General features: G+C 56.5%; 7 protein-coding genes. 5 read left to right on the forward strand and 2 right to left on the reverse strand.

The window, feature by feature from the left end:
• The first annotated feature begins 83 nt into the window (after nt 1-83).
• Together WCS52_17710 and WCS52_17715 are read left to right on the forward strand one after the other, a co-directional pair.
• The gene (locus WCS52_17710) at nt 84-353 is read left to right on the forward strand and encodes a hypothetical protein (protein ID MEI6169020.1); all 270 of its coding nucleotides are present in this window, start codon (nt 84-86) and stop codon (nt 351-353) included.
• Nucleotides 346-2,784: a glycosyl transferase gene (locus tag WCS52_17715; GenBank protein ID MEI6169021.1), complete on the forward strand. Its 2,439-nt coding sequence runs from the start codon at nt 346-348 to the stop codon at nt 2,782-2,784. Before WCS52_17710 ends, WCS52_17715 begins: the two co-directional genes overlap by 8 nt.
• A 424-nt stretch (nt 2,785-3,208) precedes the next feature.
• On the opposite strand, the gene WCS52_17720 is transcribed toward WCS52_17715, so the two are convergent.
• Nucleotides 3,209-4,360, reverse strand: coding sequence for a DNA-binding transcriptional regulator (locus WCS52_17720; GenBank protein ID MEI6169022.1), 1,152 nt, complete (start codon nt 4,358-4,360; stop codon nt 3,209-3,211).
• Nucleotides 4,361-4,572: 212 nt separating this feature from the next.
• On the opposite strand from WCS52_17720, the gene WCS52_17725 reads away from it, so the two are divergent.
• The 3 genes from WCS52_17725 (at nt 4,573) to WCS52_17735 (ending at nt 12,031) form a co-directional block, all read left to right on the forward strand.
• Nucleotides 4,573-6,570, forward strand: coding sequence for an autotransporter-associated beta strand repeat-containing protein (locus tag WCS52_17725; GenBank protein ID MEI6169023.1), 1,998 nt, complete (start codon nt 4,573-4,575; stop codon nt 6,568-6,570).
• 25 nt (nt 6,571-6,595) lie between these two features.
• Nucleotides 6,596-8,719: a hypothetical protein gene (locus WCS52_17730; GenBank protein ID MEI6169024.1), complete on the forward strand. Its 2,124-nt coding sequence runs from the start codon at nt 6,596-6,598 to the stop codon at nt 8,717-8,719.
• A 69-nt stretch (nt 8,720-8,788) separates the two neighbouring features.
• Nucleotides 8,789-12,031, forward strand: coding sequence for a PAS domain S-box protein (locus WCS52_17735; protein MEI6169025.1), 3,243 nt, complete (start codon nt 8,789-8,791; stop codon nt 12,029-12,031).
• A 77-nt stretch (nt 12,032-12,108) separates the two neighbouring features.
• Here WCS52_17735 and WCS52_17740 read toward each other — a convergent pair whose 3' ends face one another.
• The gene (locus tag WCS52_17740) at nt 12,109-13,521 is read right to left on the reverse strand and encodes a family 20 glycosylhydrolase (GenBank protein ID MEI6169026.1); all 1,413 of its coding nucleotides are present in this window, start codon (nt 13,519-13,521) and stop codon (nt 12,109-12,111) included.
• Nucleotides 13,522-13,871: the final 350 nt, after the last annotated feature.

The raw sequence follows: 13,871 nt of genomic DNA on the forward strand, positions 1-13,871 counted from the left end.
ACGCGAAGCCGCAAAGGCACGAAAGGGAAAAAGTTTATTTAGGAATGATTTTCTTCGTAAGAAGTGGTTATAAGGGGAGTTACATGAGTTTATTTGAGGCGGGTATGTTGTTGTGTTTCGGGGCAAGCTGGCCGTTTTCCGTTTACAAGACCTGGAAAGCGAAGACCAATAAGGGCAAGAGCCTGATCTTCCTGTGGCTGGTCTTTATCGGCTATGGCTGCGGCATCACCCATAAACTGCTCTACAGCCGCGATCTGGTCATCGCCATCTATTTGTTGAATGCGACCCTAGTGGCGGTCGATATTGTCCTGTGCACGATCTATACCCGGCGGGAGAAACTACAAAATGAATGAATACGGATGTTTTGACGATGCGAAACGGGAGTATGTCATTAAACGCCCTGACACGCCCTTGCCCTGGTTGAATTACCTGGGACAGGATGAGTTCTTCGGCCTCTGCACCAACACGGCGGGCGGGTACACCTTCTGGAAAGACGCCAAACTGCGCCGCCTGACCCGGTACCGCTATAACAATGTTCCTTACGATCTGGGCGGGCGTTACCTCTATGTGAATGATGGGGGCGATGTCTGGAATCCCGGGTGGAAGCCTGTCAAAGCCAAATTGGACCGCTACGAGTGCCGGCATGGCATGGGCTATACCAAAATCGTCGGGGAACGGGGCGGCCTTGAAGTGGATACCCTGTTCTTTGTGCCGAACCGAGAGAATTGCGAGCTGTGGAAGGTGACCGTCCGTAATAAATCCCTGCGGCCCAAGACGGTCAAACTCTACTCCTATCAGGAGTTCTGCTTTTTTGAGGCGTTGAACGACATGACCAACTACCAGCGCACCTATTCGATCGGCGAGGTGGAGGTCGAGGGCGGCGCCATCTATCACAAGACCGAATACCGGGAGCGGCGCGATCACTATGCCTTGTTTGCCTGTACGCGTGCGGTCAGCGGGTTTGATACGAGCCGTGACGCATTTGTCGGCATCCATGAGGGCTTGCATGAGGCGAAGGTCCCCTTTGCCGGCAAGGCCTCGAACAGCATGGCCTTTGGTTGGAATCCCATTGGCTCGCATGAGGTCACGCTGGAACTTAAGCCGGGTCAGGTGGAAAGTTTCAGTTTCATCCTCGCCTATGTGGAGCAGGGTGAGGCGCCCAAGTTCGATGCTCCTTTCGTCATGAACAAGAGCGTGGGCCGCGCCATCGTCGAAAAATACAGTCGGTCCGGCGCCGTGGATGCGGCTTTCAAGGAGCTCAACCAGGGCTGGGAAAGCCTCCTTTCCAAGTTCCAGGCGAAGTGTCCGGATGAGCATGCCAACCGCATGCTGAACACCTGGAATCAATACCAGTGCATGGCCACCTTCAACCTGTCCCGCTCCGCCTCGATGTATGAGACCGGGATCGGGCGCGGCATGGGCTTCCGCGACAGTAATCAGGATCTGCTGGGCTTTGTGCATATGATTCCTGAGCGCGCGAGGCAGCGTATTCTGGATATCGCCGCCACCCAGTTGTCGGACGGGACCTGCTATCACCAGTATCAGCCCCTGACCAAGAAGGGGAATGCTGACATCGGCGGGGATTTCTATGATGACCACCTGTGGCTCGTGCTCTCCATCTGCTCCTACATCAAGGAGACGGGGGACTTTTCCATTCTCGAGGCGCCGGCCGGCTACGCCGATAAGCCCGAGGGCGGGACGAATCTATTGCATCACCTGGAGACCAGCATCGCCTACACGATGAAGAAGCGGGGGCCCCATGGCTTGCCGCTCATCGGGCACGCGGACTGGAATGACTGCCTGAACCTCAACTGTTTCTCGACGGAGCCCAATGAGTCGTTCCAGACGGCGGGGGATGTCCGGGATTCCAAAGCGGAGTCGGTGATGATTGCCGGCCTTTTCCTGTATGCCAGTCGCGAGATGGCGAGTCTGTACCGGGCACAGGGCAAGGCCGTTGATGCCCAACGGATGGATGCCCATTATGCCGAAATGCTCAAGACCATTGAGACCCAGGCGTGGGATGGCGAGTGGTACCGGCGCGCCTATGACGCCGCAGGGGCCCCGGTGGGGTCAAAGGAAAATGCCGAGGGTAAAATCTTTATTGAGAGCCAGGGCTGGTGCGTGCTGGGTGGGGCAGGGGCCGACAATGGCCGCGCCCGCCAGGCGATGGAGAGTGTGCACAAGCATCTCTTTACGAAAAACGGCGTCGTGCTGCAGCAGCCGCCCTACAGCGGCTATCACAAGGAACTGGGTGAAGTGACCTCCTATCCACCGGGAGTCAAGGAGAACGCCGGCATTTTCTGCCATAACAACACCTGGATCAATCTGGGATGGTGTCTGCTGGGCGAGGGCGAGAAGGCGCTGGAATATTACCTGAGCATCTGCCCATCGGCCAAGGAGAACCAGATCGAGACCTACCGGAGCGAGCCGTATGTCTATGCCCAGATGATTGCGGGTAAGGATGCACCTTGCTTTGGCGAGGCCAAGAACAGCTGGTTGACCGGTACCGCCGCCTGGACGTTTGTCTCGGTAAGCCAGGGGCTGCTCGGCATTCAACCGGACTATGCCGGCCTTCGGGTGGATCCCTGTGTGCCAAAGGCGTGGAAGAGCTTTACGGTCAGCCGGGAATTCCGGGGCGTGCGCCATGACATTACGGTCAACAATCCCAAGGGCGTCTGTAAGGGCGTGGTGGCAATGACCGTCGATGGTGTGGCCATCCAGGGGAACGTGATTCCCCTGCAAAAGCACAAGGCCAGTGTGAAAGTGGACGTCACCCTCGGGTAAATTCCGAACACGAAGACCACGAAGAAGAATTGCTTCACCACTGATTTAAGAAATGAAATAAATTCAGATTTAGCCGAAGCAATCCAAAATGTTGCGGCATTATTAATTCGGGGTGTTCTTTTTATTGGGTTACACGGGGATGCGTTATGGGTTTCCCCGAATTAATAATCCCGCAACCGTTGTTCTGGGGACATTAAAGAATCATAGAGGGATCAAGACCTTGAACTTCCTCATTTCCCCTGATGTCCGGGGAAAACCTGTTTGGCGATTTTTCGTGGCTGGCTAGTTACAGGGGAACCTACCGTACCCCTATCGCGCCAAGCCAGACATGACAAATCGCCAAACATTTTGGGCGTTTTTGGATTTCTTTCATTTCTTAAATCAGTGGTGAAGTCTTTCTTCGACGAACTTTCATTCCAGGACACTAGAGGCGACGGAACTGCTTCCGGTACTGCCCTGGGGTTTTGCCAGTCCGCTTCTTGAATTCGTGACTGAGATGGATGCCGCTGCTCAGCCCGGTATGGCGGGCAATGGTCTCCAGCGTTTCGTCGGTTTCGGTGAGCCGTCGCTTGGCCTCCTCGATCTGGATGTTGCGGATTTCCTCATGGGGACTCCGGCCCAGGAACTGACGGAATTTGCGCTCCAGCACCCTGCGGCAGACACCGGTATGCGGGGCCACCTCATCGACGTGCAGACGCTCGGTGGCATGTTTGGCAATGTAGTCGAGGGCTTTGGCGACGGCGGGATCGGTCACCAATTGGATGTTGGACGACATGCGCTCAATCACGCGCTCCGGGGCGAGCAGGACGCGAGGCTGGATCTTGCGTCCCTCAAGCAGATCATCCAGCATCTTCGCCGCCAGATGGCCGCACTTCTCCTCCTGCAAGGGCACGCTGGAGAGCGGGGGGAAGGCTGACCGGCAGATCATTTCATCGCCACTGACACAGACGATGGCCACCTCATTGGGGATATTGAGGCCCGAATCGTTGCACACCTCCGTCAGCCAAAGCCCCAGATTGGCATCGCACGTCATGATGCCGACCGGTTTGGGCAGTCCGGCTACCCACCGCGCCAGACGGTTCCCGGCCAGGATGCCTTTCCGGGATTCCGACGTGTCACGATAGACAAACCGGCCGGGGTGGCATCCGTGTGACTGGACTGCGTTGCGGAACCCGATCCAGCGTCCGATGGAATAGCCTGATCCGGAAATACCGTAGAATGCCAGGTTGGTAAGTTTTTTTTGGAGCAAGTACTCGGCGGCCAGCTTCCCGATGGCCTGGTTATCGACGCCCACCTGCGGGAGTCCCCATGAGACCCGTCCCCCATAGATGTTGACGATAGGAATGCCGAGGCGGCGGACTAACGCCACTTTCCGCGCATCCGTGAAATTTACAATTCCACCATCCCACCCCACATTGCGTATTTTAAGCAGATCCTTATAGCGACGGGGCAGGTGTGAAAAATGCCAGGGATGATTGGGGCGGGCGTACAGGACAATCCCCGTACGGGCCTGATTGTGATGAGCAAGCTCTTCTCCGAGAAAGAGTGCGATATGGCGATCGAGAGGCGCATTCATGTTAGTCGCAAATAAACATAATATATACGTGATCAGACATTTTCGAGCAAGCGCAAACCTGTCATAGTTTTAGGCTTCTTCAGGGGGCTTATCAGGAGCGGTTACGTAGCCGCCGCTGACCCGCCCTGAGCTTGCCGAAGGGGTGAGCGGTGGCAGGATCATGTCTGGATAATTATGGGACATAAATAATGGTTTAACGGAGGAGAAAGACAATGAGAAAAATTACATTAATGTTTCTGTATGCCGTTCTGCTGGCCAGTTTGCCGGCCCTCGCGGGAGATATCACCTGGCAGGGTACGACCAGTAGTGATTTTACCAATGCGAGCAACTGGGTGGGCGGGGTGGCGCCCAACGAGATGACGGACCGGGCGGTATTTCCTTCCGGTTTGACGTCCCACCAGCCCACGCTTATGGCTGACCGCAATATCACCGGCATTGTCTTCCAATCCACCAGTGGTGGATGGACGATCGGTGGAGCTGGCAAAACCATTTACTGGGGGGGGGCTCGTTATACCCCAGGGGGAGCCGGCCTCATAGATGACAGTTTGAACGCCACAGGCACGGACACGATCAATGCCAATATCGCATCGGAAGGAAGTGGTGTGTGGAATGTGGGTGCTGGCGGATTGGTCGTCAATGGGGATATCATGTCAGACTCCTCGGGCGGTACTTTCAGCCTCAACGGGGGCACGGCGACGGTGGCCCGCCTCGCTGGTGGGAGGGGGATATCCTTGGGGGGAAATGGGACATGGATCATTACCAGTGCGTCCAACCCGAACTATACAAACAGTCTTACGACCTTGAGTGCCTGCCGGATTGTCATCGGAAACCGGTATGCATTAGGCTACTACAAGGATGTGATGTTTGGCCAGAGTACAAACACCATGTTGGCCGCCAGCGTCGACCTGAGTGGCGCCAACTGCATCACCAACAACATCAAACTTACGGGAAATACCGCGAATATCATCGCGGGGGTCTATGGCACGAACAATATTGAATTCGGCGGCTTGTTGTATACAGGGTCAGGGTCAAGCCCCTACTATCTGAACAATAATATTGCCGCAGGGAAGAAGTTGATCGTTAACACCTTCAACATGAATGATACGACCTCAAACAAGGTTTTCTATCTTTCCGGTTCCGGTGAGACGCTGTTCAACGGCATGATCTTCTCCGCCAATATTTCCACGCAATACAACAACACTTTCGAGACAGTTGGCACGGGGTTGACGACGCTCAATGCAAGCAATGCCTTTACCGGGCCGTTCAAGATTGATGCCGGCAGCATGGTCCGGTTGGCCAATAGCAATGCCCTCAACGGTGGGGTGGGTGCCACGGGTGGACAGGTTCCGATTGTCCTCTCAGGGGGTGTGTTGGAATTGGGGGTGGCTGATTTCCTCTGTTCAACGGGGGCTGCGGCAGGGCAAGTGACTTTCACCGGGAGCGGTGGTGGATTCAGCGCCTATGGGGGCAAACGGGTGGTCAACCTGGGGGGCGCGGGTGCGCTGATGACATGGAATGGCCCGGCTTTTATCGCTACCGGTGCCATGTTTATTTTCAACACCTTGTTTGCGGATAGCGAGATTCAGTTCCAGAACCCGATCAATCTGGCGGGAGCGACGCGTACGGTCCAGGTGAACGACAATACGGCGACGAACTCCGATTTTGCGACCTTGTCAGGGGTCGTGACCAACGGTGGCCTTGTGAAGACAGGGGCCGGTAAACTGGTGCTGGCAGGAAGCACAAACTTTTTCGCCTCCGGTTTGACCGTTAGCAACGGAACGCTGGCCGTGAACGGCGTGACAACCAGTTCCGTCATGACCGTCGTTGGCGGTACGGCCTTGATCAATGGGGCGTATACAGGGCCGGTGACGGTCGGGTCGGGCGGGGCGCTGGGCGGTACGGGCACTCTGGCGGTAGCGAATCTGACTCTTCAGTCCAACGCGGTAATGAGCGTCACGATTCTTGATGGCCTGGGTCATTCCGACGCCCTGACGGTGACCGGTGTGCTTAGTGTGACGAATGTGACGCTGCAGGTCATCAACACGAACCTGCTGACGATCGGGCAGACCTATCGGGTGGTCAACGGGAGTCATGCGAGTGCCTTTTCCGCTTCAAACGTGCCGGTCAATTGGACGATTGATTACGCGAATCCGGGCTTTATCCAATTACGGTCCGGCGGTTACTCGGGGACGATGATTAAGATCCAGTAACACGTTAATCAGACAAAGGGGGGGCGTGAAAACAATCATTTTACATTGGGCGGCAGCAGCCTTTGTCGCCTTTGGGATGTGGCCGGGGGCTCCGGGCTCCAGGGCTGCAACCCTGCCCGTGCAGGAAGGGTTTGAATCCTACATGGATGGGACGGCGCTGACTGACCTGAGCAGCCAGGGGTGGGGGGCCTCGTCGAATACCGTTGTGATCCGGACGGTGTCCCAGGTGGCGGACGCCGTGCGGGGGACCAATGCGGTGGCCATTCCACAAGGAATGATCGCCTCAAACAGCGTCACCTCGGCTGCCTTTTCCAATGTCTGGGTGGAGGTGTACTTGGATGCCTCCATGGGGATGCCGGCGAGTACCGTAGGTGCCGAGGGGGTGGACTCGAACATGACGGTGCAACTGTTCCTTGACCCCGCTGGACACCCGGTGGTTTGGAATCCTGCCAGCAATGCGTGGGTCGTTTGCACCCAGGATATCTGGCACACCAGTGTATCAACCTTTAACACCTCCCAGTGGGAACGGCTGACGATCTGTCAGAACTACTCCAACAAGACGGCGTCGCTCTTTATGAACGAGCACCTGCTGCTGACGGGGCTGCCATTCATTGATACGAACCGGACAAGCTATGGACGGTTTGAAGCGGATGGCGGAGCGGGTATGACGTCCCACCTGGATGAAGTGTCGATGCGCTATACCCCGCCCGGGAATTGGACCGCAGATTTGGATAATGACGGGATGACCGATGCGCAGGAGATCCAGGTGTACGGGAACATGGCCACCTGGCGGCGACTGGTGATCACGGACGGGGTTCTCGGAAGCGGCGGCTCGATCGGGATTTCAACCAACAGCATTATGCCGGGAGGATCGGTCACCTGCACGATGACGGCCGATGTGGCCTACGCGGTGGCGTCGCTCCGGACCAATGGCGCCACGCTGGCCAGCTTTGCCGGCCTGCCCCGGACGGTTTCCTATGCCGTCACCAATCTCTGGGCGGACACGACGGTTACCGGGGTGTTTGCCTATACCGCTCAGCGGTTTGTGCCCCGCGACTACGCCACCCTCCAGGCGGCGCTGGCGGCAGCGCTGGCGGGTGATACCATCATTGCTGATTCCGGCGTCTACTCAAACGCACTCACGCTCGACAAATCACTCGCGCTAAGCGGCACGAATATGACCCTCCTCGGGGCGCTCACCGTGGCGGGCGGGATGACGGGGACCTTGTCAGGCTGCCAGGGCCTGGTGGTGTCGGGTGGGGTGACCGTGGCCAGTGGCGGCCGGTTGGTGGTGAGTAATGGCACCGTCAATGTCGGGACGCTTACCGTGCAATCCGGCGGGACGGTCCAGGTGGTCAATGCGACCGCCTTCATTGTGAACGGGACCACCTTCGCGGGCAACGTGACCTTCGTTTCGGGATGGGAATCCGTTCTAGTTCCGCAAATTCCGCCTTATGCCGATTCATTCGAGCGGTACGCGCTGGCGGCCCGATTGAATCAGGCGGGTTGCTTTGGGTGGACGGCCTCTTCTGACGGCATTGTGGTGCAGACCAATCAGGTGCAAAGTGGCCAGGCCGTGGTGGTGCCGGTGAACGACGTCCTTTCGAGCACGATGACCGCCTCCGGAACCGCGAACGTGTGGATTGAATTCTATTATCAGGATGCCAGCCGGATACCCTTAGAAAGCGTTACGGCGGACGCGGTGGATACTAACTTAGCGGTCCAGGCCTTCATCTCCACGAGCGGCTATGTGACCCTCTATAATCCGGGGTTGGGGCAGTGGGATGTGTGTTCCAATGATGCCCAGGGGGTGACCGTGCTCCCGCTGGCGACAGAGGCGTGGCCGCGGCTCACGTTCAACCAGAATTATGCGCGAGGCCGGGCGGCGGTGTTCCTGAGCGGGCGCCTGCTGCGACAGCAGCTGAGGTTTATCAATACCAATCTGGTCAACAGCGGCCATTTTGAATTGGATGGCGGGTTTTCCGGCCCGAGCTATATGGATACTTACCGTGTTCTGACGGATGCGACGGGAATCATTTCTGATGACCGGGATGGTGACGGCTGTCCGGATGCGTTAGAGATTGACTATTTTGGGAACACCTTTCAGACTCCCCCCGCTGGATCGGGAGCAGTTTATTTCATCCGATGAGCGAAATGTTCACATGCAGGGCTCATCGGCTTCATACACGTCCGACGTTTGGTTGGGAAAGGGGGGGCCATGAATCATTCATCAGCTGACGGGAGAGTCCCACTAGACGTGGCGTTGCGCGAGAGTGAGTCCAATTTCCGCACGTTCTTCGAGTCTATGACCGATATGATCATTGTCGGTACCCTTGAAGGCCGCGTCCTTTACGTCAACGCCGCCTTTACCCGGACGATGGGGTACAGCGTCGGAGAACTCGCCACCATGCACATCCTGGATATGCATCCGCTGGATAAGCGCCGGGAAGCTGAGGAAACTTTTGCCGCGATGTTCAGAGGCGAACGTCAAAGCTGTCCCTTGCCGCTGGTCCGAAAGGATGGCGTATTGGTGCCGGTCGAGACCCGGGCCTGGCTGGGTCAGTGGGACGGTCTGAACTGTATTTTCGGCATCTGCAAGAATCTCACGGAGGAGCAGGAGACGCATCAGCGGTTTGAACGGTTATTCCGCAATAACCCCTCTTTGATGGCGCTCTCTACCCTGTCAGACCGGCGCTTTTCCGATGTCAATGATGCCTTCCTGAAGACCCTTGGCTATTCCCGGGCGGACATTATCGGGAAAAACGCCTTGGAATTAGGGCTTTTTGTATATCCGGAGAAGCAGATCGCGCTTGCGAAGGATCTGGAGCTGAAGCAGTGTATCCGTGACGTCGAAATGCAAATCCGGTGCAAGGACGGGACGGTCCTTGACGGCCTGTTCTATGGGGAACTGATCAGCAGTCAAGGGCGACAATACTTTTTAACCGTGATGATCGACATCACCGAGCGCAAGCGGGTGGCTGAAACGTTACGCCAGAGCGAGGAACGGTTCCGGTCCTTCATCGAGAATGCCAATGATATTATTTACATGTTGGATCCCGAGGGGATTTTCACGTACATCTCAACCAATTGTAAGGCCATCATCGGCTATGACGTTCGCGAAATCATGGGGCAATCCTTTGCGACGATAGTGCATCCGGACGATGTTCTCGGCTGCCGGGCATTTCTGGACCGGATCATCACGACCGGGGAAAAGGCCGTCGGCCTCGAATATCGAATTAAACACCGTGACGGTACCTGGCGGTGGCATGCTTCGAACGGGTCACCCATGGGCGAGGTAGAGGGGAAATGGACTGGCTATATGGGGATTTCCCGCGACATTTCCGCGAAAAAGCAGGCGGAAGAGTATGAGGAAATGGGCCGGGAAATTCACCAGATTCTCGATGGAGCCGGGGAGCTTAAGGAATTAATTGGCCGCGTGCTCGCAGTGCTCAAGATTCGGACAGGGTGCGACGCTGTAGGGATTCGCCTGCAAGAGGGAGACGACTATCCTTATTGCGCCCAGCAAGGCTTTCCAGAAGACTTCCTGCTCACGGAAAACTCCCTGATCGCCCGTGCGGCAGACGGTTCAGCCTGCCGTGACAAAGAGGGTAACGTCACCCTAGAGTGTACATGTGGGTTGGTCATGTCTGGAAACCTCGTCCTAGGTCATCCGCTTTTAACAAAGGGGGGCAGTTTCTGGACTAACGATTTATCTCGGCTGCTCGATCTCCCTGTCGATCAGGATCCCCGTTTCCGTCCACGTAACCAATGCATCCATTATGGGTATGCCTCTGTAGCCCTCTCGCCCATTCGGAGTCAGAACAAGGTTCTTGGTTTGATCCACCTTAATGACCGGCGCAAAGACTGTTTCACCTTGGAGACGATGGCCCTTCTTGAAGGAATCGCCTCGCATATTGGAGCGGCGATCATGCGCAAGCGGACGGAAGTAGCACTGAGAGAGAGTGAGGAAAAATTCTCCAGGGCTTTTCAGACTGCCCCTCAGGCTATTCTCATTACGCGAGCCCTTGATGGGAAGTTTGTCGAGGTCAATGACGCCTTTACAAGCATGATGGGCTTTACCCGCGAGGAGACCCTTGCTTGCACCACGATTGGGTTGGGGCTATGGGGCAAAGAGGGTGACCGCCAGCGGGTGTTATCCGCCTTGTCCACCGGGCAGCCCGTTACAGGACAGGAGTACCCGTTCCGGATCAAGAGTGGCGAGATGATCACGGGGTTGTATTCCGCGCAGAACTTCCAGCTGGGTCAAGTGTCCTGCATTCTCTCCAGCATCAGCGATATCACGGTCAGCAAACGCAACGAGGCGGAACTGCAGAAAATGCAAAACCTTCAAAGTGTGGGGACTTTGGCCGGGGGGATTGCCCATGATTTCAACAATATCCTGATGGGGGTGTTCGGGTATATTTCGTTGGCTAAAGATGAACTGGCCAGGGAACATCCCGGATACACGCCCCTGCCCCTGGCGGAGGCTGAGCAATCATTGAATCGTGCGGTGCGGTTGACTTCGCAGTTGTTGACCTTCGCCAAAGGCGGAGCCCCGGTCAAGGAAGAAATCAGTCTGGGCGCCCTGGTCGAGGATGTGGCGCAGTTCGATCTTTCAGGCAGCAATGTCATGCTCATTTTTCAACAGGCCGGGAATTTATGGAGTGCCGAAGTCGACAAAGGGCAAATGCAGCAAGCCATCTCCAATATCACCCTCAATGCCCGTCAAGCCATGCCCGACGGCGGCCACCTGTATATCACCCTGGAGAATGCGGTGCTTCAGGAGGGTGTTGTTCCTGGGCTCCTTCAGGGGAACTATGTCAAGGTTACGATGAGGGATGAGGGCAGTGGCATAGACCCGGAGCATATTAGGCGGATATTTGATCCCTATTTCACCACCCTGCAGCCCGGCAGGGGATTGGGACTCGCGGCGGTCTATTCAATTATCAAGAAACATGGGGGCCACATCGGGGTGGTCTCTGAACTCGGGAAGGGGACCACCTTTACGATCTACCTGCCGGCTTCAGCGTTTCCCCGGTGTAACGAAACGACGTCCGCTGTGGCGAACTTCCCGCCTCCGGTTCACTCCGCCAGAATTCTGGTCATGGATGATGACCTGGCGATCCGGAACGTGATTGTGCAAATGCTGACACGCTGCGGATTTTCAGTTGCCACTGCCGCTTGCGGAAAAGAGGCTCTGGAAATGTATCAACAAGCGCAGGAAGCCGGGACGCCTTATGATGTGGTCGTGATGGATTTGACCGTTCCCGGCGGAATGGGTGGAAGGGAAGCAGTCAAACGCCTGCTGGCGATGGACCCCGGGGCCCGGGCCATTGTGTCCAGCGGATACGCGGATGATCCCGTGATGGCCAACTATGCCGACTATGGATTCAAAGGGATCGTGACTAAGCCCTATACCCGCGCCCGACTGTTAGACATCCTGGGGCGGGTGTTAAATTGACCGGGGTGGTGGCTCCCATACCGATACGCAAAGCTCTGGCCGTCAATCAGCCGCCGGGGACGTCGGCTGCCACCACCCTAATTTGTTGTCCTAGATAGGCTCTTGATCAGCAGCATCGCGTAATTATCTTCCTGTTGCGGGAAGCGGGTTTTGTATTTCTGGGGGTCATCAGGGTCACGGGTGCGATCCCATTCCTGATCCATTTCCAGGCGCGTCTGGCTCAGCAGGGTATTGTAACGAGTCTTGCGTTTCGCCTCTTTTGAAGGATTTAGCCTGAGCAGGGTGCCTTCGGCGCAGAGCCAGACGCATTGGGCGGACAATACCATGGCATTCCAGATCTCCAGGTTGGTTTTAGGCAGATAATCCGGTGCCACCAGGAGCGCCTCATGGCCCAGGCGGGCTACCGCCTTAAGCCGCCGGAGTTCATCGGGCGTGAAATTGGTTTTCTTCCGCGCGATCTTCTGGGATTGGTCATAATCGAGCACAAGGCCCAGCCAGGCGTCGAGGAAGACCGCCAAGGCGGGGTCAAGTGCCGTCTCAAAAACCTTTTGAGCGAAACGCTGGTTGAAACGGGTACGATCGGGATAGCCGCCGCAGCGGACGGACTCCGCGCTGTAGGCGATCCCGTAGTAGAGCGTGTTTTGCAGGTAACGCCAGGGACACCAGATGGTGTTGATCACGCCCAGGGCCTTGTGCCGTTTCGCAAACTTGGCCATCCGGTTGGTATTCTCCAGGGCGCGCCGGGTAGGGAGGAACCGGTGTTGGGAACAGGCGAGGGAGGGGGCTACCATGAGGTCCTTAAATCCTGCCGTCCGGAGTTTTGTGAGCACTCCATCCCGGATATCGTCCGTGTAACGCCAGTCCATGAGGACGACCTCTTTTCTCAGTTTCGCGGCGATCTTCGGGTTTCCACTGACATGGTCGGCCCAGATGATCGGGGTTTTGCCGGCTTCATGGGCAAGTTGGATCATCTGGTTCACGTAACCGGTCCAGACGGTTTCAACCTCCAGACCCTTTTGCAGACAATAGGCCTTCAGGTCGACCTCATCACAGCCGAGGTGAAGATAGCGGGAGGGAAAGACGGTGGTCACGGCCTTGACCAGTTTCCGCATCAGGTTATGGGTTTCCTTGCTGAAGGGGTCGATGGCGTTAAACAGCAGTTCTTTGGTTCGATTTCCGGCGAAGAGATGGCGGAAAGCCGGCTGGTCGGTGATATATTGGGTATGGCCGAAGGTTTCGAGCTCAGGGATCACCTCGATGCCATGGGCAGTGGCGAAGGAAATCAGCTTCTGTAATTCGCTCGGGGTAAAGGCGTGGGGGAGGGCGAGCGACTCAAAGCCTTTTAGGCGGAGGGCGCACCCGTAATCATCGGAGAAATGGAACAGCAGTGTGTTCATTTTCCAGTCCGCCATGAATTCGATCAGGCGGTAATAATAGGGATGGGGCTCAAGCAGGCGCGAGGCGTCAATCATCAATCCATTAATACGCATGGGGATGTTCCTTATGAATGTTCAATTTGTGTCATGACGCAGGGCGCATGTCCAACATATCTTGATTCAACATCTGTTCCAGCCCCCCAGGGGGTTCACCCCTGACTTTGGACTTCAACCCTTTCAGGGTTGTGGTGTCAAACATCTGTTCCAGCACCCCGAAGCGGGTGCCATTCCAAAGCCCGGGGTGCAACCCGGGGTTAATGGGGACCGGGGCTCGACCATGTGGCCGGAGGAGAGCGAGCAAAAGACTTCAGACTCCTTGGCTCAACCTGGCCTCAGGATCCGGGTTCATTCCAGGGCCCCAGGGGTTTCACCCCTGGCTTTGGACTTCAACCCCTTCAGGGTTG

The organism is bacterium (genome assembly GCA_037128595.1).
Taxonomy (GTDB): domain Bacteria; phylum Verrucomicrobiota; class Kiritimatiellia; order CAIKKV01; family CAITUY01; genus JAABPW01.

Bases quoted from the DNA above. Each gene is read 5' to 3' on its own strand.
- WCS52_17710 (MEI6169020.1), top strand. From the start codon at position 84: ATGAGTTTATTTGAGGCGGGTATGTTGTTGTGTTTCGGGGCAAGCTGG.
- WCS52_17740 (MEI6169026.1), bottom strand. From the start codon at position 13,521: ATGCGTATTAATGGATTGATGATTGACGCCTCGCGCCTGCTTGAGCCC.
- WCS52_17725 (MEI6169023.1), top strand. From the start codon at position 4,573: ATGAGAAAAATTACATTAATGTTTCTGTATGCCGTTCTGCTGGCCAGT.
- WCS52_17735 (MEI6169025.1), top strand. From the start codon at position 8,789: ATGAATCATTCATCAGCTGACGGGAGAGTCCCACTAGACGTGGCGTTG.
- WCS52_17715 (MEI6169021.1), top strand. From the start codon at position 346: ATGAATGAATACGGATGTTTTGACGATGCGAAACGGGAGTATGTCATT.
- WCS52_17720 (MEI6169022.1), bottom strand. From the start codon at position 4,360: ATGAATGCGCCTCTCGATCGCCATATCGCACTCTTTCTCGGAGAAGAG.